The organism is Brevibacterium sp. R8603A2 (assembly GCF_023072605.1).
Taxonomy (GTDB): Bacteria; Actinomycetota; Actinomycetes; order Actinomycetales; family Brevibacteriaceae; genus Brevibacterium; species Brevibacterium pityocampae.
On the sequence record NZ_JALLGN010000003.1, the window covers coordinates 233,418 to 255,818 of the forward strand.

Genomic DNA, 22,401 nt, shown 5'->3' on the forward strand with positions numbered 1-22,401 from the left:
CAGTGGTGCCGGATAGCGTTGCCACGCAGGTGAATCGAGAGGAGCCGAGGTGGGATCACAGCAGTACCGCGGGGAGCTGGAGCGCAAGCGCAAGCAGCGCGTCGACGCGGAGAAGAAGGCCGGTGAGTACCGGAACAAGGAGTCGAAGAAGCGTGCCGAGGCCGATACGGCACGTCAGGAGGCGGCGAAGACCAAGAGCGCGTCGACGCAGAAATCGAAGCTGAGCCGGGCCGCGCAGCGCGACAAGGAGGCCGCGTCCGCCGGGAGTGAAGCAAACAAGTGGGCGGCCAAGGCCTCCGGATATCGGAAGCAGGAAGCAGACCTGCAGACCAAGCTCGCCCGAGCAGAGCGCTCCGAGGCCGACGCGGCGGAACGCACGCGCAAGCGAGAGCAGACCGCCGCTGATCGGCGGGCAGCTGCCGAACGTGCGGCAACGGAAGCGCGCTTCGACCGCACGGAGCATGCTGTCGGCGAAGCGCTCCGGGAACTGCGGGCACCCAAGCCGGAGAAGCTGCGTGTGCTGTTGCTCGGCGCGTCCTCCGAAGGGGATCTGCGCGTGGGGCGAGAGCAGAAGCGCATCCGGTCCGCGGTCGAGTCCGCGCTGCACCGGGACCTGATCGACCTCGATGTCCGCCCCGCTGCGACCGCGAGCGACCTGCTGGATGGCATCACCAAGTTCCGTCCGCACGTCGTGCACTTCTCCGGACACAGCAACGAAGACCTGATCGTCTTCGAGCACGACACCGACGGACCGCACGACGGGCACGTCGTCACGGCGCGGGCGTTCTCACGCGCGATCGCCGCCACCGACGACCCGCCGCTGCTCGTGCTGCTCAACGCCTGCAAGTCCGCCGCACAGATCGATCAACTCGTCGCCGATGTCGTCCCGTTCGCCATCGGCATGGCCGACAGCATCGACGACGGAGACGCGATCAACTACGCCGCCCAGTTCTACGCGTCCATCGCGAACGGGCAATCCGTCCGGTCAGCTCATCTCGCCGGCCAGGCCGCATTGGAACTCGCTGGCCTGGACGGTGCCGAGCTCCCGACCCTCGCTGCAGCTGCCGACGTCGACCCCGGCGCCACGATCCTGGTCAAGCCCACTGACTGACCACCTCTCAGATGCGGCGTGCGAGCGGCAAGGCGGCGGCGGTGAATGCCTGCGCCTGCTGCCCGACGAGGAGCCGTGTCTCGCAGGAGGCCTGGATCGCGGCCTGCTCGATCACGGCGACCGCGGTGTCGAGTTCCTCGACGGTCGGGGCGGTGACGGCGATCAGGCCGGTGTAGCGCAGCACCCCGTGCCCTGCGGTCAGGTCGGCTTCCTGGCGCAGCACGTCCTCGTACTCGGCGGTCTGCGAGGCGTCCTGGATCTGTCCGATCTTCGCCCGCTGGGCGCGGTCGCTGATGTACTCGACCTTCTTCTTGCGGATGTCGCGCACGGCCTGGTCGGTTCTCAGCGGGGTGCACAGCAGCGATATCGACCGCTGTATCCCCGTCGACAAGGTCACGGGTGCGAGGAACCCGGGGTAGACCATCGCGCGGGGCCACTCGCTGATCCACAGCACGGCGTGGTAGCCGGAGTCGGTGCGCAACCGCTCCCACGTCTCGGCGACGGCGACGGGGCCGGCCGTGGCGAGGTCCTGCCCGAGCTGTCCGTGGCGTTCCAGGGTCGGCCCGATCGCGGGGTCGTAAGCGGTGCGCAGCATCACCGCCAGCTCCCCGGGACTCAGCCACCCGGACGGGGTGAGGTCGGCGGCGCGGAGCGCGGAGACGAGGGTGGTCATCTCCTGGCGGAGCACGTTCGCCGCGCCCTTGATGCCGCCGCCGGCGGTCCGGATCTGCCGGCCCGCCGCCTTCATATCCAACGACAGCGACACGGTTGTGGCGTGGCGTTCCCCAGCGGGCCCGGCCCGGTCGATCAGCTCGCTATAGGTGGTCGAGGCCCAGGAGTCGTCGTGGGTGCCGTGCTCGGCCCACCATTCGGCGAGCCCCTGCCCGGAATCCGGCAACGTCCGTTCCAGGACTTGGAGGGTGGCGACCCGGCCGGAGCGGCAGATCGTCGCGAGCACGCGACCCCAGGCGGTGACCCGGCGGTGCTGCTCGGACGGGTCCAGGAGCACGAACGCCGGATGCGTCAGCGACACCACCACCGTCAGCGTGTTCGCGGTCGGGTCGTGGATCATCCCCGCCCCGGTCTCGGGATCGGTGTACTCGCGCAACCTGGCCATGTCGCCCGGTAGCGCGAGCGTGCCCTCCGGCCGCGGGGTCACGATCCGGCGCCGATACAGCAGTTGTCCGCCGGTGGTGCGCCAGGCCCACCAGGCGCACACGGGTATCCACTCGACCAGCGCCCGACCGCCGGCCTTCACCCACGTCAGGGCGATCGCTGCCGCCCAGACGGGGGCGGAGTAGGCGATGAGGATGCCGCCGCCGGCGTAGAGCGCCCCGATCAGGGACGCACCACCGATGCCGAGGGCGATCATCTGCGACAGCGACAGGCCCAGGATGAGGCCACGGCGGGTGAGGCGGGAGAGCTTCACCGGCACCAGCTCGCCGGCGCTCGTTGTGGTGTCGTCGGTGCGGGGCATCGCCTACTCCTTCCCACCGGCCGTGCCGGGATCTGCTGGGGCGGACGGCTCGGTCGGGGTCTTCGGCACCGGCGCCGACGGAGCCGGCGGCGTCCCACCCGAACCCGGGCCGCTGCTGTCGGGGGTGGTGTGGCCGGCGTTCTGCGCGCCCGCGGCGACGGTGTCGGCCTGGTTCCCGAGCTCTCGGCCCGCCTGCGGGCCGGCCTCGGCGGCTTCTTTGGCGACCATGACGCCGGCCACGACCGGGGCAGCGGGCCCGGTGCTCGCGGCGGTCCCCGTTCCCGCTTCCGCGGTCGCGGTCTCCGTCCCCGCCGTCTCGGTGCTGGTCGGCGGCTTCGCCGCCGGCGGGCTCCCACCCGCGTCACGTCCGCCCCCGCCATCAGGGCTGTCGAGGATCTTCTTCGGGCCCTCACCGCCGGCCCTGGTCGGGATCGGCAGGGGCCGGTTCATGGCGTTCTTCGCGTCCTGCTCGGCGCCCATCGAGTTGTAGAGGTCGAAGCCCACGAACGAGATGAGCCGGTAGACCATGTAGGGGGCGAACGCGGCGATCCCCATCAGCACGATCCCGGCGATGGGCTCGGTCACCGCGGTCAGGCCGGCGTCGATGGGAGTCGCGACCTGCGTGATCGCGACCAGGAACACCACGACCAGGACGAGCTTGGAGACGATCAGGGCGATCAGGAACGTCACCCATTTCCCGATCCACCCCTTCGTGACATCCCACGACGCCCCCGACAAGGCGAGCGGGGCGAGGACCACGGTGACGAGGATCAGCGCCTTGCGGATCAGCAAGGAGAACCAGACGATGGCGATGGCGGCGATCATCAGGCCGGCGAGGAAGATCGAGACGATCGCGCCGACGCCGGGTGCGGCGATGTTCAGCCCGGACAGGGCGCCAGCGAGGAGGAGGAGCTGGTTGCCCATCGATTCGGTGGTCTCCCCGGCGGCCTGGATGAGGCCGATACACAGCTGGTCGACGATCTCCAGCAGCACCGTGGTCAACGTGATGACCACGAAGCTGCCGAGGATCGACTTGCCCGCCCCGAGCGCGGCACGGGAGAGGGCGCCGGGGTCGCGCTGGATCATCCCGGTGATCAGTTGCAGGAAGAAGAAGATCGCGATGATGAACAGGGCGATCCCGAAGACGATGTTGTAGACCGAGATGAACCCGTCCTGGGTCAGGTCGACCAGGGTGGTGGTGTCGAAGACGGTCCACATCGTCTCCATCAGCCACGCCGCCGCCCCGGCCATCGAGGAGGCGAGCCAGTCGAACGGGGCGGCGATCAGGGACGCGGTGCCCTCACCGACCGCGTCGCACACGGTGGAGATGACGGGGATATCGCACACGCTCACGGCGCACCCCTCCTTTCACACGCAGAAGAGGGGGTCAGACCTGCTGGCCGACCGACCAGCCGAAGTTCACCAGCGCGACGGCGGCGCCGCAGATCACGGCCGCACCGCAGGAGATCAGCAGACCCGTCTTCCCCCACCCGGCCAAATGGGGGTTGCTGCTGTTGGAGCCGTAAGCCCAGATGATCGCGGAGATGATCAGCGCGAGCACGGACAGGATGAGGCCGACGGTCATCACGGCGCCGACGATGGTGCGCAGCTGCTCGATGCCCGGCAGGCCGCTGGAGTTGGGGTCGATGTCGATCACGATGTGCCCTTTCACGAGACGAGAGACAGTTCCGACCGCCAGGTGCACCCCGACCCCCAGGGGCACACGAAGAAGCCCGCCCCCCGGAGGTGCCGAAGCACCCGAGGGGCGGGCCAGAGAAAACCGACGACGAGCAGCTGGGGGTTAGAGCTGGTTGCCGATGGTGATGAGCCAGTTCAGCCAGGCGACGCTGGCACCGGCGAAGATCGCGCCGGCGAAGGACACGAACACCCCGGCCCGGCCGCGGTGAGCGAGCTGGTAGTTGCCGTTGCTGGAGCCGATCGCCCAGCAGATGCCTGAGACGATGAGCATCAGCACCGCGACGATCAGCACGAACATCAACAGCGCGCCGGCGACCTCCCGCAGGTCCTCGATCCCCGACAGTCCCTCGAAATCCGGGAAGACCTCCATCACGCCCCCTCTCGGACCGTGATGTGCAAGTGATCGTCGTGCCGGGTCGTGATATCGGTGCCGCGGGTGTAGTCGCGCCAGCCCTCGTCGGCTCGGGCGAGGGACCAGATCTTGCCCTGCCAGATCAGGTATTCGACGCCGAGGGTCTCGGCGTGCTCTTGGAGCCAGTCGGCGACCTGCCACCCGTATTCGAGCTGGGCCGGGGTCGGGTACTGGCCGATCGCGTTCCCGAACGCCACATCGCAGGCTCTGCCGATCGGGTGCTCGGACTTGGTGCCGGGGCGGGGCGAGTAGCACGCCCACGTCGACTCCGGGAACGCGGTGAGGGTCTGTTCGTAGACGCTGCGCAGCCGCACTGTGATCTGCCCATCCGTGGTGGGGTCGTCCACCAGCTCGTCCGGGTCGCCCTCGACCGGGGCCGGATCACCCGGCGTGCCCTGCTGGGTGTCGCAGTCCTCGTGCTGTCCGGGTGGGGTGACGTCGGACTCGTCGAGGTCGGCGGCGTCGTGGTCGTTGAGCCACTTCGCGGGATCGATGTACTCGCCGTCGGTGCCGCCGTCGCGGACCTCGAAATGCAGATGCGGCCCCGTCGACATCCCCGAGCTGCCAACGTCGGCGATGTGCTGCCCGGCCCGCACCGTGTCACCCGGCGCGACGTGGATGCCGTGCTCCCAGGAATGCGCGTAAGCGGTCGCCATGGTCTTCCCGTCGATGCGGTGCTCGATGACGACGAGACCCCCGTAGCCGCCGGAGAACTCCGAGACCGTGACGGTGCCGTCGGCGGCGGCGAGGATCGGGGTGCCGTCCGGGGCGGAGAAATCGCTGCCGGTGTGGAAGGACTGCTCCGCGGTGATCGGATGCGTCCTCGGCCCGAACGGGCTGGTCGGCACCCACGTGCCCTCCGGCAGCGGGAACACCACCCGCCCCGACTCGACCGGTTCCGCGCTCACCAGGACCGGGGTACGGGTGGGGCCGGGCTCGCCGCTGCCGGTGAGGGCGGTGAGGATGTCTTCGGCGACGGGCTCGTAGTTGTCGTACCGGTCCGGGAAGGCACTGACTTCCACGGCCTGGGCGGCTTCGCCCTTGCCCATCTGCTCCCAGCCGGGAATGTCCAGCAGCCCCCTGGGTGAGCCGGCGTTGGGGCCGTCGGGGCCGCCGTAGAACGCGGCGGCCTGATAGTCGGGGTCCATGAGCTCGGCGACGGTGCCCCACCCGGAGGCCGGCCGCATCTGAAACAGCCCCAAAGAGTCGTTATCGGAGCCGTTGCCGTCGTTCGGGTACTCGCCGCTCTCCGGATACGCAGAGGTGTTGGCGAGCATCCGCATCCGCGACTCGGTCAGCGCCGCCATCAACGCGATCACGATCCCATCCCGGCCGACCCCCTCAGTGCTCGAACCGGTCTCGATGATCGTGGCGGCGTGGGTGAGCTCGGCCTTGCCGAGGACGATCTGTTCCCCGTGGCGGGTGATCGAGGTCAGTTCGTCGGGGATGTCGCCGACCTGCACGCTGCCGCCAGGGGCTGCGCAGGAGGCGGCGGAGGGGTTGACGAGCAGCCCGACCGAGACGAGGACGACCATCGGGCAGAGCAGGACGAGGGCGGCGAGCCCCGCGATCGCTTTGCGCAGCATCAGAGCCTCCTCCCCGGTGTCAGCGCAGGGGCTGGTCGAGGATGGACAGGCGCAGCAGATAGCACGGGTCGCCGTCCGGCGGGCAGGTCAGGAAGATCGTGAACGCCACCTCATGCGCACTCGACGTGGCCTCGTCATTCCAGATGCCCTGCCGGTGGCGGACACCCTCGACCGTGTACGCCGTGGTGCCCGGCGCTAGTTGCCCCGGCTGCGCCTGCGATTCGGCTTCCGCCCACGCCTCCGGCACGAACACGTCCGTGATCTCCAGACGCTGCGTCGTGCCGTACTTGCGCAGCTCGACCCAGGTCTCCCGGTTCGGGAGATAGCCGGCGATATCCGAGGCCAGGCCCGCCTGCTCGACCCCGGACGGGTCGGCAACCTTCAGGAGCCCGCTGGTGTAGTCCAGCGGCATCAGCCCGCTGGTCGTATCCCACCCGAACAGCGCCTCCGCAACGGCGCGGACGAACTTCTCCGGGTCGTCGGTCTCGGGGATCGGCGCCAGGTCCCGCGGCCCCTGCTCCGTCGTGCCTGGTGCGGTCGGTGACGGGGGCGCGGGTGGCGGGTCGCTGGTGGTGCGGGGGCCGGCGACCAGGCCGTAGACCCCGATACCGACCAGGAGCAGCACGACGACTGCGGCCGAGACCAGGACGACCAGTCGGCGGCGGGAACGAGAAGCATCTGTCGAGTTCATGCCCACCAGGTGCACCCGAACGCGCATCCGCCCCGACACCCCCTCATGGGGCCCGAGGCGGCGAAACGGGGGGGGGTCAGAGGGCGCGCAGATGCCGCATCCCACCCTCACCCTCGTCACGGTCTTCGTCGTTGTCGGTGTTCTGGTTGCATGCGGCACGGAGGGCGGTGGCGAAGCGGGCGGTGCCGTCGGCGATCGTCAGGAACATCTCGATCTGCTCCTCGGTGAGCTCGCCGGCGAGCACGGCCGGGTCGTAATGCGTCCACCAGTCGACCAGTTCGCCCCAGATCACGACGAACGAGCGGGCCGTCCACACCGTCAGCCCCGCCGGTGCCAGAGCGGCAGGGCTCTTCGTGCGGCGGGGGCGGTTCTTGGCGCGGGCGACCGCCTCCTGCGCGAGCCGGTCCAGTTCCGCGTCCCGGCTCCGGGCGGGATCGTCGATCAGGGAGCGGACCTCCTCGAAGATCGGATGCACCGGCGCGCCCGCCTCGATCCGCGCCAACGCATTCGCTACCGACGTACGGGTGTCGTCGGGGAGGTCGTCGCGGTCGGCGGCCTGCTGGATCGCCTCGATCTTGTCCAATGTCCGGTACGACGCGGCACCGGGGATCATCGTCGCCGCCTGCTGCCGCGCCTCACCCGCCGGTGTCGGTGACGGTGCCGGAAATTTTCCGCCACCGTCCTCCCCACCCTCGGCAGGCTGGTGGTCGCTGCTGAACCGGGACGCTTCCTGCCGACGCGCCGCGTCCTCAGCGAGGAGGGTCTTGAGTTCGCGGTAGAGGGACGCTGCTTCCAGTGGGTTGAGGTCTTTGTGCAGGAGGTTGTCGTCCTGCTCGGCGAGGAGGTGCCCGAGCCGGTTCGAGATTCCTTGCCGCACCCACACGTTCACGGTGCGCCAGCCGAGCTGCTGGATCGCGGCGAGTCGGCGCCGGCCGCACACGAGCACCCCGTCCGGGGTGATCGTCGGGGGCTGGAGCAGGCCGTCGCGGGCGATGGACGCGGCCAGGGCGTCGATGTCGCCCAGGTCGGTGCGATGCCGGTTCCCGATCTGATCGAGGACACGGCCCGTTCCAGCTCGATACTCATCGCCGGCCCCCATTCCGGGGTGCCGCGAGTGACACGGTGAGCACGAGGTCGTCGTCGTGCAGCAGCACCGGCAGCGTCTCGCCGATCAACAACCTGAGCAGGATGCCCCGCCCTGCCGAGGTCGCGGAGATCCCGGGTGCGGGGTTGCCGAGCAGTGCCCGCAGCAGCGCCGTCCATGAGGAGCCGGGAAGGTCGAGCAGGGCGCGGGAGTGCTTGTCGCGGCGCAGCACCTCGAACGCCGACTGCCGCGACCCGGTACGGGCGAGGGCATGGCAGACATGCTCGACCGCGGCGCGGGCCGTCTGCGCCGGCCACCCGAGGACGGTGACGAACGCGATCGCGTCCTCCACCGCACCAGACGCCGACGTGACCACCCCCGCCGGCTCCACCACCTCCCGCTCGCCCTCGTGCTTCTCGTCGTCGGGGCGGGGGTCGGTGATGTGGAACGCGGGATGGTAGTCATCCAGCGGGTTCTCCCGGTCGGAGAGGCGCTCGGCGTCGTGGAAGACCGAGTAGTGCGGGCGGCGCGCCTGATGCGTCGAGCACAGCAGGCCTTGGGCGCGTTCCTCGGCGATGCAGGTGATCCGCACCGCATGGGTGACCACGCCCCACGGGTCATCGGCCTCGCGCGCGGAACGAGTGCGCATCACATCGAACGCGGCACCCGCCGCCTCCCACGGATCAAGACCGTGCTTACGCGCTAGAGCGGCGTACTTGTCGGCCGCGTACTGCATCAGCTTCGCGGCGGTCGGATCGGTGCGCCACGCGCCCGGCCCCTCCGCGTGCAGCCGGACCAGCAGAGCGCGCAGGCCCTCGCCGGTCGTGTAGTCCTCGCCGCCTCCCGGTGCGGCGGCGGTTGTCATGTGCGGGATCATCTCGGCACCTCCTGCCAGGCAGGTGCACGCCGGTTCCCACGAGTAGCGGGGTGGTCAGGGAAAGAACGTCGGATCGTAGACATGACGGCTCACCCCGGTCACTTCCTGCCCAGACCCGGCGACTCGGGTGCGGGCTCCTCGCGGCCGAACGCCGAGACCGGCGGCAGCCGCCTCGCGCCCGTGGCGATCTGCCGACCGACATACTTGGCGCTGACCGCAACGCCGTGCCGGGTCCCACGAGCCAGCTTGGAGTCCAGGTCGATGCCGCGCCGCGACAGAGAGCCGCTGCCACGGGCGATCAGATCGGAGGCGCGCACCCAGTCCACCCCGCGCGTCGGCCTCTCCACGTCCACGCCCTCCGCGCTTTGCTTCTCGCGGTCGACGTCGGCGGCCTGGATCGCCTCGGGCGCCATCCCCGCCGACGGATCAGGCCGCTCCGGCCCTGCCGCCTCGGATGGCGGCGGCTTCTCGGGCGACTGCTGGTCGTGCGGGTACTGTTCGGTGTTCATGACGGTTCCTCCTCGGAATGTTCAGGTGGGGTGCCGGCCTCCTGCGGGCCGGACGACTCAGACCCCTCGGCCTGGGGCCGTCGGGGAAACCAGCGGCCCACGGTCGAGGGGTGCACATCGAGTTCGCGGGCGATCTGCTTGTTCGACCAGCCCGCCTCCCGCAGCCGCGCCGCCCGCTCCCGCCGACCAGCACCAGCCCCCGGCGGAGCCGACTCGTGAGACTCGCGTGTCGCAGGCGCGGACGGCTCTACTTCGTCCTCGTCCTCGTGCTGCGGTAAGGGACCGTCGGGCTCCGGCGCCGGGCTCGGGGTCGGGTTCTCGGGTGGGGTGCCGGCCGCAGGCAGAGCCGGCGGAGGTGCCTCCGTCTGCGGCGGTGTGGTCGTGGTGCGGGTGGAGCGGATGAGCACGACGGTCAGGTGGGTGGAGGCGAGCAGCACCAGGGGTGGGACGGCGGCGACGGTCGCGGCGAGCAGGCCCGGCACGGACGCCTCGGCGGTGACCAGGGCGTGAGCGGCGTTCGCGATCACCGAGACAAGTGCGCCGCCGATGAGCAGCGCCCACGGATACCAGGCCGCCCGGTGCCCATCGAGAGCGACCACGGCGACGGTGGCGACCACGATCAGCCCATCGACCAGCAGCGGCCAGATCCACGCCTGCCCAGCCCCGATCCCGGAACGCACGGCGAGGTCGGCCAGCGCCGTGAACGACAGCCAGAACGCGCCTGCCCCGATGAGCACGGTTCCCGACGCGGCCGTGACCACCGCCCACCCGCGCCGCCGATTCATCACAGCCCCCTCGCCGGCGTCAGCCGCTGCTCCGGGGCCGTGTCACGCGCCGGGCCGGGGCGGGACACCCTCGTCCGACTGGCCGGTGTTGGGGTGCCGTGGATGCGTTTGTAGCCGGAGGTGACGGTGCGGATGATCTCCCGCTGCCCGAAATCGGGCTGCTCGACCGTGAGCATCGCGTCCAGCGCATCTCGATACGGCACGCCTTCCTCGGCGAGGAAGCAGGAGGCCCAGAACAGCTTCCGGTTCCGGTCGGTGCGCTCTCCGCCCAGCCAGTTCGCGAGCTTCTGCGGATCGGTCCGCCCCTGCCCGCGCATCCGGGGTGGGAATCGGCGCGGTGGGCGGGGCGGTTCGAGAAAACGCCGTAGCCGGCCCGCGTCCAGCGGGTGTGCGGGGTCGGTGCCGAGCTCGGTGATCCGGTACGGCACGGTCTCGCCGTCGATCACCCGCAGCGAGGGTGGGGCGACGATGTAGCCGCCGTCGCCGCGGAAGTCGATCCCCGCATCCCCGACCTGCCACGACCGCTGCTCCCTCTCGTCGGCGGCTGGGTAGTAGAGGTGCAGGCCGCCCGTGGGCGAGCGCACCAGAAACTCCCACCCGCTCACGAGCCCGGCGTGGTCTGCGCGGTTCAGGGCGTCGTAGCCGTTCGTGCCGTGCACGTCCACATCCACCACCGACAGGCCCGAGACTCGGCCGGTGGGTATCCCGATGTTCGCGTGTGGCGAACTACGCCACCACGCCTCCACCTGGCGCAGGTTCGTCGTCGCATCCCGGAAGCCCCGGCCGTGGCGGATCAGCGGCACCTTGTCGCGCGGCGCGACCGGGAACACCGGCACCCCAGCGACCGCAAGCTCACGGGCCGCGTGCGGGAGTGGCTGCTCGGTGGCGTTGAGGAAGATCGCCGACAGGTCACGGGCAGCCATCACAGCCCCCGCTCTGGTGTCGCGAGCTCAGGCTGAGGCTCCTCGGGCTCGCGTGTTCGTGACGCGGTGCGGGGGCGCTCGCGCTGCGCCTGCTGCTGGGGTGCGTCTCGGGTGAGGCCGGGCGGGATGCCATTGCTCACCTGCTCCGTGTCGAGCCGGTCGAGCACATCGAGAGCGGTCTTCCGTATCCGCTCCCCGGCGGCCTGCACCACCTCGACCGGGTTCTTCCCATCCACGGCCGCCGCCCAGCCCGCGACGTACGGGATCGTGTACTCGCTGGTGTCCATCCCGTGAGCGGCGCCGATCATCAGCGCGACGCTATCGGCCTCGACCTCCCCGATCCCGCGATGCTGCCGGGCCTCCTGCTGATCAGGGCCGTGCATCAGGACATGGGCGAGCTCGTGGGCGAGGGTCTTCACCTGCGCGGCGTCGTCCATGTTCGTGCGCACCGCGACCCAGTTCTCGGTGAAGTTCGTGCGCCCGTTCGCGCCGCCGATCATGCCCTCGTGCGGCACCCACAGCAGCTCGAACCCCTCCGCTCGCACCTGATCGGCCAGGCCGTCACGGAGCCCTGCCGGGGCTTCGCCTTTGAGCAGCTGAGGCTCGGGTCGTGCGGGGATCGGTTCACCGCTGGTCTGGGAGACATCCCAGACGTAGGCCGGTCGCACTCCGACCATCCGGGTGCGCACTGTTTCTCCCGGCTTCGGCTTCTCACCTCGGTTCAGCCGCCGCCACGACATTGCGTCGGCGAGGTTCGCGGAGGCGAATCTGCCCGTCACTGGTGCGAGAATCTGATACCCAGCCTGGCCTTTCTCGACCTGTCGGCCGAGTTGCTGCCACTGCTTGTATCCGGCGACCAGGGTGGGGAAAGGTTCAGGCACTCGGCCCTGTTCGAACGCCTCCATATGAGCCGTCCAGATCAGCAGCACATTGTTGAAGCTCCGTGACCTGAACTTCGCGGCGAACCGGAGCGCATCGGCCCAGTCATCCCCGGTGACGAGCCGCTCGACCGCACCGGTGAGCTTGTCGTGGAACTCGTCGAGCTTCGCCTCCCGCGCCTGGCGGGCCTCCTCTTGCCTCGTCGCCATCGTCGGCCTCCTCCCGAGCGGCCAGCCGCACGAGGGGCTGCTGGCCTTGCACCAGCGAGGTGAGCCAGGAGCTTCCGGCGAGTCAGACGGTCAGCGAACAGCGAAGTCGGTAGGTTGGCCGTCAGGAACGCGGAGGCACCTGACGTAGGACATACCGGCTTACCCACGGGCCGCGCCGGGGAGAAGGAGAAGCCGCCCTGACCGGGATTTTCCCGGTCGAACTGTCCCGTTCGCGAAACCGGGAACCTCGGAAGTCAGGGCACGTCGGCGACGACCGGCCGCATGTCTCGGTACCGGTTCGGGGTGACCCCGGTATGCGCGGTGAACGCCTCGATCGCGCGTGATCGGCTGCGCCAGCCGACCCGCTGCCCAGCCGCCGCGACGGTGATGTTCGTCTCCCGTAGGAGTCGCGCCATCTCCTGCACTCGCAGCATCGTCAGATAGGCGGTCGGGGTCTTACCGAACGCAGCGGTGAACACGCGGGCGAGCTGCTTCGGGGAGAGCTGCGCCAGCTCAGCCAGCTCTGTCAATGTCCACGGGGAGGCGACATCACGATGGAGCGCATCGCGCACGAGCATCGCTTCGCGGCGTGACGGTCCCAGCGCTCGCTCATGGGAAGAGACCGGGCGGGAGCGAGCGCGCTGGAATCTGGTCAGCCGCATCGGGGAGACGCGGACATGCGGGGCGATGACGTCCACGACGGCGAACCAGAGCGACTGTAACCGGGGGAAGCGTTCATGGAAATGCCCCTCGGCACTGAGTGCGACCATCTCATCGAGCCACGGCAGCATCAGGCCCGCCCGATCCCGGCCCAGATGCAGCACTTGGGCTGGTTCGGAGTAGACCTTCTTGGCGAAGCCCTGCGCGTCCAGTCGATCGTGCAGGATCGTGGAGTATTGCCAGAAGAACTGATCCAGAGCGAGATCGGTGTCGATGTAGATCGTCGTGACAGTCAGCTGCCCCTCCGGTTCGGTCCCGCAGAGCACGTTGGGTCCGAGGAGGATCGCGTCGCCGAAGCTGACCGGCTGCTCACCGAACTCGGAGAACACGATCGCCGTGCCATCGCGCACGACGACGAGTTGCACGCAGTCATATGAGGCAGGCCCGATGGGGCGATGAACGGTGCGGGTGCGGGCAGACAAGGGCGGGGAGAGTCGTGCGGTCACTCATTGCTGCTGTCTGACTCAGGGATCGACCGCAGCTGGATGCGGATCGTTCGAGAGGCGCCTCACGGCGACTCTTGCTGACTGCCGGCGGATCGGATGGTGAGTGCCCAACGGACAGCCTGGCAGCATCGGCGCACGGTGAGCTCGGCCTCGAAGGATCGGGCTATGGCCGAGGTCATGCGGGTGAGGAGTCGCATCGGTTTCCTTCCTTCAGGTGGACTTGATCAGTCGGGCGATGGCTTGGGATGCCTCATCGATCTTGTGATCGGCTGCGGTCTCACCGTTCCGGATGGCGCCGGTGACGCAGTGCCTGAGATGGTCATCGAGGAGACCGATCGCGACGTTCTCTAGCGCGGAGGTGATCGCACTTACTTGGGTGAGGATGTCGATGCAGTAGGCGTCCTCATCGATCATGCGGTGGATGCCGCGGGCTTGTCCCTCGATGCGCCTGAGGCGAGCGAGGTAGCGGGCCTTGTCGCTGATGTAGCCGCGGTCGGCCGCGCTCTCGGAAGCGTGACCGGAGGGAAGGGACAGGGTGCTCATCATCGGTCTCCTGATGGACGATAGGGACAGTCCGGATCACTCGGAGCGGTTGAGTAGCCGCCGCGCGCTGGCCGCGGGATCGAGGTTCAGGCGCCGGAGCAACTGCGCGTTGAGTGCGACGACGACGGTCGAAGCCGACATCAGGATCGCGCCGATGCTCATCGGCAGCACGAACCCGATGGGCGCGAGAATGCCCGCCGCGAGCGGCACGGAGATCAGGTTGTACCCTGCGGCCCACCACAGGTTTTGCTTCATCTTCCGGTAGCTGGCGCGGGAGAGTTCGAACACCGAGAGCACTGAGCGCGGATCGGAGGAGGCGAGGATGACGCCTGCGGAACCGATGGCGACGTCGGTGCCTGCGCCGATGGCGATGCCGACGTCGGCCTGGGCCAATGCGGGGGCATCGTTCACGCCGTCGCCGACCATCGCGACCTTGCGGCCCTCGTCTTGGAGTTCCTTGACTTTCGCGGCCTTGTCCTCGGGGCGCACGCCCGCGAAGACCCGATCAATGCCGAGATCCTTGGCTACGGTGTCGGCGACGGCCTGCGCGTCGCCGGTGATCATTACGACCTGAGCACCGGCGGAGTGTAGGGCGTCGACGGCGTCGCGGGACTCGGGACGGATCTCATCGGCGAGCCGCAGCGCGCCGATCACGTCGCCGTCGGCGAGGACGTGGAGGATGATCGCACCCTCCTCCCGCCACTGGTCGGCCACCGGCAGCTCATCTCGGTTCTGCTGGTCGAGCAGGTAGGGGCCCCCGACCTCAATGACGGCACCATCGACGGTGGCCTTGACTCCCACGGCCGGGGACGAGGAGAAGTCCGAGGCTTTCGGCACCTGGATTTTTTTGGATCTGGCGGCTCCGGTGATGGCGCGGGCCAGCGGGTGTTCGCTGTCGGCTTCGGCCGCAGCAGCCAGGGCGAGCACGTCGTCTTCGTCACGTCCTTCGATGGGATCGATCGCGGTGACGGTGGGTTCTCCCTTGGTGAGGGTGCCGGTTTTATCGAACAGCACGGCGTCGACGGTGCGCATGGACTCGAGTGCGAGCCGGTCCTTGATGAGTACCCCGCCTCGGGCGGCGCGCTCGGTCGCGATCGAGACGACCAGCGGGATCGCGAGGCCCAGGGCGTGTGGGCAGGCGATGACCAGTACGGTGATGGTGCGCACCACCGCGGCGTCGGGCATTCCCAGCAGCGTCCATGCGAGCGCGGTGATCACCGCGGCTCCCAGGGCGAACCAGAACAGCCAGGCCGCCGCGGTGTCGGCGATGCGCTGGGCGCGGGAGGAGGAGGCCTGGGCATCGGTGACGAGCTTCTGGATTCCGGCCAGGGCAGTGTCATCACCAGTGGCGGTGACCTCGACGCGCAGACCGGAGTCGGTCGCCACGGTGCCGGCGACGACGTTCTCGCCGGCCTCGCGGCGCACCGTCTTGGACTCGCCGGTGACCATCGACTCGTCCATGCTGGCGCTGCCGTCGACGATCTTGCCGTCGGCCGGTACGGACGCTCCGGGTCGCACGATGACCACATCGCCGACACGCAGTTCCGCCGGTGCGACCTTCACAACCTCGTCGCCATCGACCCGCTCCGCCTCGTCGGGCAGGAGTGCTGCGAGGGAATCCAGGGCGGAGGTGGTCTGAGCCAGCGAGCGCATCTCGATCCAGTGCCCCAGCAGCATGATGACCACCAGCAGCGCCAGTTCCCACCAGAAGTTCAGCTCATGGTGCAGGATGTGCAGGCTCGCGCCCCAGGAAGCGAGGAACGCGACCGTGATCGCCAGGGCGATCAGGAGCATCATGCCGGGCTTGCGGGAGCGGATCTCGCTCAGCCCACCGGTGAGGAAGGGCCAGCCGCCCCAGAAGTAGATGACGGTGCCGAGGATCGGCGAGACCCACCAAACCCACCCCGCGTCGGGCAGGTGGTAGCCGAGGAGGTGGGCGAACATGTCGTTGAACCCAACGACCGGGACCGCGAGAACAAGCATGATCCAGAAGAGCCGGCGGAACTGACCGACGTGATCACCGTGCCCCTCGTGCCCAGAGTGGCCTCCATGCCCGCCGTGGCCCGTATGCCCGGCATGGTCGTGACCAGCATCAGTCTCGTGGTCGCCATGCTCAGTATGGGCGCCGTGTCCCTCGTAAGCGCTGTGCTCGGTGTGCGGCGCGTGGCTGTGATGGCCGGCGTGTTCATCGACCTCGGCGCCGTGGTGGGCGTGCTTCTCGCTCATGTTCGGTCCATTCCTTTTCGCTCCAGCCCGGATGCTCCTGCGGGGTCAGGAGGCGGGCTGTATCTCGCTTTCGACGACCCATTTGTGGTTCGTCATCTCCATGCCGTCGGCTTCGTAGTCGACGACGTAGACGGTTTCGTCGGTCGAGGACGCGATCGTCGCCGTCGCGCCGTCCATGCCGTCCATGTGATCGGCGGTGACGGTGACCTCGGTGCCATCGGCCAGGCGCTCGTCGCCGGGGTTCTGGAATTCTTCCTGGACGACCCACTTGTGGTCGGTCACCGGTTCACCGCCGCCGACCGGGGTGTAGTCGATCGCGTAGGTGTAGGTGTCGTAGGCGCTGACGATGGTGGCGGTGGCACCGTTCATGCCGTCCATGTGGTCGGCGGTCAGCGTGACCTTGGTGCCCACGGGGTACTCGGGGTCGGCGGCTTCGGTCATGCCCTCGGGCACCGGGCCGCCGTCGGCGGGATGCTCCATCCCGTCGTGGCCGCCATGGCCGCCGTGGGCGTCCTCGCTCTGAGACGCCGAGGGCTCCGCGGGTTCGTCTGCCGTGGAGCAGCCCGCCAGTGCGAGGCTGCCGCCGAGGAGGCCTGCGGCGATGAGGGTGGTCATGCGCGTGTTCAACGGAGAACTCCTTGCTCATGGGATGCGGGTGGTTCCGTGCCTCCCACCGGGTGCGGGAGGCACGGAACCCGGGTCGTTGGTGGTCTCTCAGGCGGCGTTGGCGTACCGGTCGGGGTCGGCGTCGAACAGCGGACCGCAGGCGGCGCAGCAGAACCAGTACCGCTGGCCGTTGTGGTCGCGGTAGAGACCGGCGGCCTCGGCGTCGGCCTTCACGACCGGGGTGCCGGCCATGACCGGGCACTCGGCCATCTCCGCCGCCGGGGCCTTGGCGACCGCCTCAGCGCTCGGTGCGTGCCCGCCGCAGCAGCCCCCTCCCGAGGTGGCGGAGGTGTCGGTGAGGTTGAGGTTCTCGTGTGCAGTCATCAGATAGGTCCTTTCGTGGTTGGGTGATGACGATTGGATGGTTCAGACGGTGACCGGCTCGCGAGCCGGTGCCGGGCCGGCCGGTGCCGGGGTGGAGGCGTCGTCCGCGCGGGCCTTGAAGGTGCGCAGCCGGAGGCTGTTGGAGACGACGAACACGGACGAGAGCGCCATCGCGGCACCGGCGAGCATCGGGTTCAAGAGCCCGAACGCGGCCAGTGGGATTGCGGCGGTGTTGTAGGCGAAGGCCCAGAACAGGTTCGTCTTGATCGTGCCCAGCGTCCTCCGCGAGAGCCGGATCGCGTCCGCAGCCGCGCGCAGGTCGCCGCGGACGAGGGTGATGTCGGCGGCCTCGATCGCGACGTCGGTGCCGGTGCCCATGGCGAGCCCGAGGTCGGCTTGGGCGAGGGCGGGGGCGTCGTTGACGCCGTCACCGACCATCGCCACCGTCTTCCCTTCGCCTTGGAGGCGGGTGACGACCTCGACCTTGTCCTTGGGCAGGACCTCAGCGATGACCTGGGTGATGCCGACCTCGGAGGCAACCTGCTCGGCCACCGCCTGGTTGTCACCGGTCAGTAGCACCGGGGTCAGTCCCAGCTCCGTGAACTGGCGGATCGCCTCGGCCGAGGTGGGCTTGATCTGGTCGGAGACGACCAGCACACCTCTGGCCTGCCCGTCCCAGCCGACCGCGATCGCGGTCTTGCCCTGCGATTCGGCCTCCTGCTTCGCTGCCCGGAGAGTGGCGTCGAGGTGGATCGACCAGTCCGCCAGCAGCGACTCGCGGCCGGCGAGGACGGCGTGGCCGTCGACGACGCCTTGCACGCCCTTGCCCTCGATGTTCTCGAACGACTCCGGGGCAGGCAGCTCGCCGACCTCGCTGGTGGCACCGGCGGCGATGGCCTGTGCGATCGGGTGCTCGGAGTAGTCCTCCAGGCCGCCGGCGATGCGCAGCAGCTCGCCCCGATCCACACCCTCGGCGGGAATCGCCTCGGTGAGGGTCATCTTGCCGGTGGTGACGGTGCCGGTCTTGTCCAGCACGATGGTGTCGACCTTCTTGGTGGACTCCAGCACCTCGGGCCCCTTGATGAGCACGCCCATCTGCGCGCCCCGACCGGTACCGACCAGCAGTGCGGTGGGGGTGGCGAGGCCGAGGGCACAGGGGCAGGCGATGATCAGCACCGCGACCGCGGCGGTGAACCCGGCCGAGAGCGGGAACCCGGCCCCGATCCAGGCGCCGAGCGCGGCCACGGCGACGGCGATCGCGATGGGAACGAACACCCCGGACACCTTGTCGGCGAGGCGCTGGATCTCGGCCTTGCCGGACTGTGCGTCTTCGACGAGCTTGGCCATCTGCGCCAGCTGCGTATCAGCACCGACCCGGGTGGCCTTCACGACCAGGCGCCCGCCGGCGTTCACGGTCGCACCGGTCACGGTGTCGCCTTCGCGGACCTCGACGGGCACGGATTCGCCGGTGAGCATGGATGCGTCGATCGCGGAGCTGCCGGAGGTGATGACGCCGTCGGTGGCGATCTTCTCGCCCGGCCGGACGACGAACTCATCACCCACGCTCAGCTCGTCGATGGAGACGCGTTCTTCCTTCCCGTTCCGGAGGACGGAGACTTCCTTCGCACCGAGTTCCAGGAGGGCACGCAGGGCAGCTCCGGCGCGGCGCTTGGAGCGCTTCTCGAAGTAACGGCCGAGCAGGATGAACGTGATCACCCCGGCGGCGACCTCCAGGTAGATGTGCCCGAGCCCGTCGGAGCGGGAGATGGTGAACTCGAAGGGGTGGACGACGCCGCGATCGCCCGCGGTGCCGAAGAACAGCGCCACCAGGGACCAGATCATCGCCGCGGTCGTGCCTACGGAGATGAGGGTGTCCATCGTCGCGGCACCGTGCTTGAGGTTCATCCAGGCGGCCTTGTGGAATGGCCAGCCCGCCCACACCACCACGGGTGCCGCCAGCGCTAGGGAGGCGAAGCCCCAGTAGTCGAACTGCAGCGCCGGAATCATCGCCATCGCGATGACCGGCACCGCCAGGACCGCCGAACCGATGAGGCGCTGCCGCAGGCTGCGCAGCTCGGCATCCTCACGCGACTCGCCCTCGCCGTCACCACCGGGCGCGGCCGCTGTTCCCTTCGGGGTGGGCAGCTCAGCGCTGTAGCCGGTCTTCTCCACCTCGGCGATGAGCAGCTGCGGGTCATAGTCCGCAGGGGCGGTGACGCTGGCCTTCTCGGTCGCGTAGTTCACGGACGCGGTGACACCGTCGAGCTTGTTGAGCTTCTTCTCGATCCGGTTTGCGCAGGAGGCGCAGGTCATCCCGCCGATCTGCAGCTCGACACTGTTCGTGCTGATGATCGGATCACTCGCCGTGGTCATGGTCTCCTCCTTCCTCATGCCCGCCGCCGTGCTCGCCCTCGGCCCCACCGGTGGTCGTGTCGATGACCAGCGGCGCGGTGTGCACCTGCCCGTCGACCTGGAAGTCGAGGTAGAGCAGGTACCGGCCGGGCGTGGGAGCGGTCGCCTCGAACACGATCTGAGGCCCGGAGGTCTCACCGGTCTTCGGTGCATCCCCGTGGGGATGGACGTGCAGGTAGGCCAGGTCGCCGTCGCGCAGGGCGACCAGATGGCCGAACGCCCCCAGGTACGGCTCCAGCGCGGTGACCGGCTCCCCGTCACGGGTGACGGTCATGGTCAGCTCCGACGCGGAACCGGCGACCAGATCGCCCTCGACCGTGACGTCGAACCCCTCGACCGTGGTCTCGGTGACCGGTTCGGCCGCGGCCGGGTCGTAGTCGCCGGGCACCTGCACCGCAGTTGACAGGGTGATGCCCTCGCCGTGCTCGGCGGGCACGAAGTCGGCGAACACCCGGTAGGTGCCGGCCGCCTCCCACTGCCACGGGATCGACCAGGCGCCATCGGCGCCTCGTTCGGGGTGGATGTGACGGAAATGCGTGCCGTCGGCGCGCACGACGATCAGGTGCAGCTCTTTCTCGTGCTCCAGCTCGTAGTCGGTGACCGGCTTGCCGTCCGGGCCGGTGACCGTCAGCGACAGCTCACCGTCGGCGCCGAGGGCGTCCGGGGCGGTGACGGCGGTGAGCTGGTAGCCGTCCTGCGCGATGCCCAGGCCGAGCGACCCGGCCCCGGCGTCGTGGCCCTCGTGCCCGGTGCTGTCCATGTCTTCTCCTCCTTCTTCGTGTCCTTGGTGGGTGGTGCTCTCGGTGTCTTCCGCCCAGGCCTGCACCGTGCTCTCCGGGACGACCGTGTTCGCCGTGAACGCGGCCACGGCGAACACGGCCACCAGCACCAGCCCGTACAGGCCCAGCCGTGCAGGTGCCTTCATGTCAGCTCCTCACGGCCGTGTAGCCGGCCTCGTCGACCGCCGCGATCACCGCGGCGTCATCGACCGGCTGCTCACTGGTCACGGCCAGCCGCCCGGTCTGAGCGCTGACCTCGATGCCGGTCACCCCGGCGATCTCGGACACCTCGGCGCGGATCGCGCTCTCGCAGTGCCCGCAGCTCATCCCGGTCACCTGGTACTCGGTCGTGGTCGCCATCTCTAACTCCTTCACTCGTGTACGACTTACGTTGAGACTAATACCCCTTAGGGGTATGGATCAAGACGTGGCCCGCTCCTCGGCGGCCTGCTGTGCTTCACCAGTCGGGCGGACGTGGCGCAGCCTCGTGGCGGCGATGATCGCCGCGAGAGCGGCGATGACCGCCGAGACGATGGCCGCAGTGTTGAGCCCGCCGGTGAACGCGGTCTGCGCGGCGGCCACCACCTGCTCTCCGAGCGCACCGTGCAGCTGGGCCGCTGCGGCCATGGCGCCGTCGACGCTGTCCGATGCCGCCGCGGCGGCATCTGCGGGCAGGCCGCCGGGCAGCAGATCGCCGATCTGGCTGCGGTAGGCGGCGATCCCGACGCTGCCGATCACCGCGACACCGAGCGAGATGCCCAGGTCGTTAGCGGTGGTGGCGAGGCCGGAGGCCCCGCCGGTCTTCTCCGGCGGCACGGAGCCGACGACGAGGTCGGTGGTCAGCGCCATCGAGGGGGCCACGCCGGGGTAGGTGATGACGAAGCTCGCGATCACCAGCGCCAGACCCGTGCCGGCGTCGAGCTGGGTGAACAGGATGTAGCCGACGACCTGGGTGAGCAGGCCGACCGCGATCACGTTGCCGGGCCGGAACCTGCGCGCGAGCACCGGGGAGAGCGTCGAGACGACGATCAGCACCGCCGCGGCCGGCAGGATCGACAGGCCCGCCTGCAACGGCGAGAGCTCCTGGACCTGCTGGAGGTACTGGGTGAACAGCGAGTACACCCCGCCGAGCGCTGCGGCCGAGAGCAGGAACACTGCCAGTGCCCCGGACACGGTGCGGTTGGCGAACAGTCGAACATCCAGCAGCGGCTGCTTGGCGCGCAGCTGCCGGATCACGAACCACAGCCCGATCAGCGCGCCCGCGACCAGCAGCCCGATCGAGGGGCCGGCCGGCTCCTGGGCGGCGAAGCGCTTGATGCCGTAGATGATCGCCAGCAGACCCGCGACCAGCAGCAGGGCGCTGAACAGGTCGATCCGCGCCGACGGGTCACGATGCTCGGGCACCAGCAGTGGTGCGGCGATCGCGACGAGCGCCATGATCGGCACCGCGACCAGGAACGTCGCCTGCCAGCCGAAGGCCTCCAGCAGCAAGCCGGACAGCAGCGGGCCCAGCGCCACACCAGCGGAGATGCCGCCGGCCCACACGCCGATCGCGACACCGCGCTGCTTCGCATCGGCGAAAAGCACGAAGATCAGCCCGATCGTCGCCGGCACCATCATCGCCGCGGCCAGTCCGAGGATGGCCCGCCAGACGATCATCAGTTCGGGGATCGTCGTCAGCGCCGCGGCGATCGAGGCAGCGGCGAACAGGATCGCGCCGATCACCATGAGCAGGCGCTTGCCGATCCGATCGCCGAGCACGCCCATCGCGACGAGGAACCCGGCCATGACGAAGCCGTAGATGTCGAGAATCCACAGCAGCTGCGTGCTCGACGGATTCAGGTCCGCGGCCAGATTCGGGGCGGCGAGAAACAGGATCGTGAGCATCATGAACAGCAGCGTCGAGGGGATCACCAGAACGGCAAGCCCCCACCACTGCTTGGCGCCGGCACGCGGCGCGGCGGTGTCGCTCATCGCGCACCCCCAGGGATGTGTGTCGTGGACATGGTAGTCATCTCCTCTCTGTCGGCCCCGCCTCGCCCTC

General features: G+C 69.3%; 21 protein-coding genes and 1 pseudogene. 1 reads left to right on the forward strand and 21 read right to left on the reverse strand.

What is annotated here, in order from left to right; translation table 11 throughout:
- The first annotated feature begins 49 nt into the window (after nt 1-49).
- On the forward strand, nt 50-1,111 hold the full coding sequence (locus MTQ12_RS04590; RefSeq protein ID WP_247424419.1) for a hypothetical protein: 1,062 nt from the start codon (nt 50-52) through the stop codon (nt 1,109-1,111).
- 7 nt (nt 1,112-1,118) lie between these two features.
- Here MTQ12_RS04590 and MTQ12_RS04595 read toward each other — a convergent pair whose 3' ends face one another.
- From MTQ12_RS04595 to MTQ12_RS04695, 21 genes and pseudogenes are all read right to left on the reverse strand, one after another.
- Complete coding sequence (locus tag MTQ12_RS04595) at nt 1,119-2,588, reverse strand: SCO6880 family protein (RefSeq protein ID WP_247424422.1); 1,470 nt, start codon at nt 2,586-2,588, stop codon at nt 1,119-1,121.
- Between the two features lie 3 nt (nt 2,589-2,591).
- Nucleotides 2,592-3,941 (reverse strand): conjugal transfer protein TrbL, encoded by a 1,350-nt coding sequence (locus MTQ12_RS04600; protein ID WP_247424424.1) that lies wholly within the window; start codon nt 3,939-3,941, stop codon nt 2,592-2,594.
- A gap of 34 nt (nt 3,942-3,975) precedes the next feature.
- Complete coding sequence (locus tag MTQ12_RS04605) at nt 3,976-4,245, reverse strand: DUF6112 family protein (protein ID WP_247424426.1); 270 nt, start codon at nt 4,243-4,245, stop codon at nt 3,976-3,978.
- Between the two features lie 144 nt (nt 4,246-4,389).
- Nucleotides 4,390-4,656: a DUF6112 family protein gene (locus tag MTQ12_RS04610; RefSeq protein ID WP_019157664.1), complete on the reverse strand. Its 267-nt coding sequence runs from the start codon at nt 4,654-4,656 to the stop codon at nt 4,390-4,392.
- On the reverse strand, nt 4,656-6,284 hold the full coding sequence (locus MTQ12_RS04615; RefSeq protein WP_247424428.1) for a M23 family metallopeptidase: 1,629 nt from the start codon (nt 6,282-6,284) through the stop codon (nt 4,656-4,658). The genes MTQ12_RS04610 and MTQ12_RS04615 overlap by 1 nt, the downstream gene beginning before the upstream one ends.
- A 19-nt stretch (nt 6,285-6,303) precedes the next feature.
- On the reverse strand, nt 6,304-6,975 hold the full coding sequence (locus tag MTQ12_RS04620; RefSeq protein WP_247424430.1) for a hypothetical protein: 672 nt from the start codon (nt 6,973-6,975) through the stop codon (nt 6,304-6,306).
- A gap of 76 nt (nt 6,976-7,051) precedes the next feature.
- Nucleotides 7,052-8,061: pseudogene (locus MTQ12_RS04625) on the reverse strand (ParB N-terminal domain-containing protein).
- A complete protein-coding gene (locus MTQ12_RS04630; RefSeq protein WP_247424432.1) occupies nt 8,058-8,924 on the reverse strand; it encodes a hypothetical protein in 867 nt (288 codons plus the stop codon). Before MTQ12_RS04630 ends, MTQ12_RS04625 begins: the two are co-directional and overlap by 4 nt.
- 110 nt (nt 8,925-9,034) lie before the next feature.
- A complete protein-coding gene (locus MTQ12_RS04635; RefSeq protein WP_247424435.1) occupies nt 9,035-9,445 on the reverse strand; it encodes a hypothetical protein in 411 nt (136 codons plus the stop codon).
- The gene (locus tag MTQ12_RS04640) at nt 9,442-10,230 is read right to left on the reverse strand and encodes a DUF2637 domain-containing protein (protein ID WP_051013254.1); all 789 of its coding nucleotides are present in this window, start codon (nt 10,228-10,230) and stop codon (nt 9,442-9,444) included. Before MTQ12_RS04640 ends, MTQ12_RS04635 begins: the two co-directional genes overlap by 4 nt.
- Complete coding sequence (locus MTQ12_RS04645; RefSeq protein WP_247424437.1) at nt 10,230-11,153, reverse strand: bifunctional DNA primase/polymerase; 924 nt, start codon at nt 11,151-11,153, stop codon at nt 10,230-10,232. Before MTQ12_RS04645 ends, MTQ12_RS04640 begins: the two co-directional genes overlap by 1 nt.
- Nucleotides 11,153-12,241, reverse strand: coding sequence for an ArdC-like ssDNA-binding domain-containing protein (locus MTQ12_RS04650; protein WP_073117039.1), 1,089 nt, complete (start codon nt 12,239-12,241; stop codon nt 11,153-11,155). The genes MTQ12_RS04645 and MTQ12_RS04650 overlap by 1 nt, the downstream gene beginning before the upstream one ends.
- Nucleotides 12,242-12,495: 254 nt before the next feature.
- Complete coding sequence (locus MTQ12_RS04655; protein WP_247424441.1) at nt 12,496-13,326, reverse strand: helix-turn-helix transcriptional regulator; 831 nt, start codon at nt 13,324-13,326, stop codon at nt 12,496-12,498.
- A gap of 291 nt (nt 13,327-13,617) precedes the next feature.
- A complete protein-coding gene (locus tag MTQ12_RS04660) occupies nt 13,618-13,950 on the reverse strand; it encodes a metal-sensitive transcriptional regulator (RefSeq protein ID WP_040364591.1) in 333 nt (110 codons plus the stop codon).
- Between the two features lie 36 nt (nt 13,951-13,986).
- Nucleotides 13,987-16,176, reverse strand: coding sequence for a heavy metal translocating P-type ATPase (locus MTQ12_RS04665; RefSeq protein ID WP_247424444.1), 2,190 nt, complete (start codon nt 16,174-16,176; stop codon nt 13,987-13,989).
- Nucleotides 16,177-16,221: 45 nt separating this feature from the next.
- Nucleotides 16,222-16,803 (reverse strand): YdhK family protein, encoded by a 582-nt coding sequence (locus MTQ12_RS04670; protein WP_247424448.1) that lies wholly within the window; start codon nt 16,801-16,803, stop codon nt 16,222-16,224.
- A gap of 87 nt (nt 16,804-16,890) precedes the next feature.
- Nucleotides 16,891-17,166: a YHS domain-containing protein gene (locus tag MTQ12_RS04675; protein WP_073117043.1), complete on the reverse strand. Its 276-nt coding sequence runs from the start codon at nt 17,164-17,166 to the stop codon at nt 16,891-16,893.
- 42 nt (nt 17,167-17,208) lie between these two features.
- Complete coding sequence (locus MTQ12_RS04680; protein WP_247424452.1) at nt 17,209-19,539, reverse strand: heavy metal translocating P-type ATPase; 2,331 nt, start codon at nt 19,537-19,539, stop codon at nt 17,209-17,211.
- On the reverse strand, nt 19,523-20,503 hold the full coding sequence (locus MTQ12_RS04685; protein WP_247424456.1) for a heavy-metal-associated domain-containing protein: 981 nt from the start codon (nt 20,501-20,503) through the stop codon (nt 19,523-19,525). Before MTQ12_RS04685 ends, MTQ12_RS04680 begins: the two co-directional genes overlap by 17 nt.
- A 1-nt stretch (nt 20,504) precedes the next feature.
- A complete protein-coding gene (locus tag MTQ12_RS04690; protein WP_019157648.1) occupies nt 20,505-20,717 on the reverse strand; it encodes a heavy-metal-associated domain-containing protein in 213 nt (70 codons plus the stop codon).
- A 60-nt stretch (nt 20,718-20,777) separates the two neighbouring features.
- Nucleotides 20,778-22,331 carry an MFS transporter gene (locus MTQ12_RS04695; RefSeq protein ID WP_247424459.1) on the reverse strand — a complete coding sequence of 518 codons (1,554 nt, stop codon included), beginning with the start codon at nt 22,329-22,331 and terminating at the stop codon, nt 20,778-20,780.
- Nucleotides 22,332-22,401 lie beyond the last annotated feature (70 nt).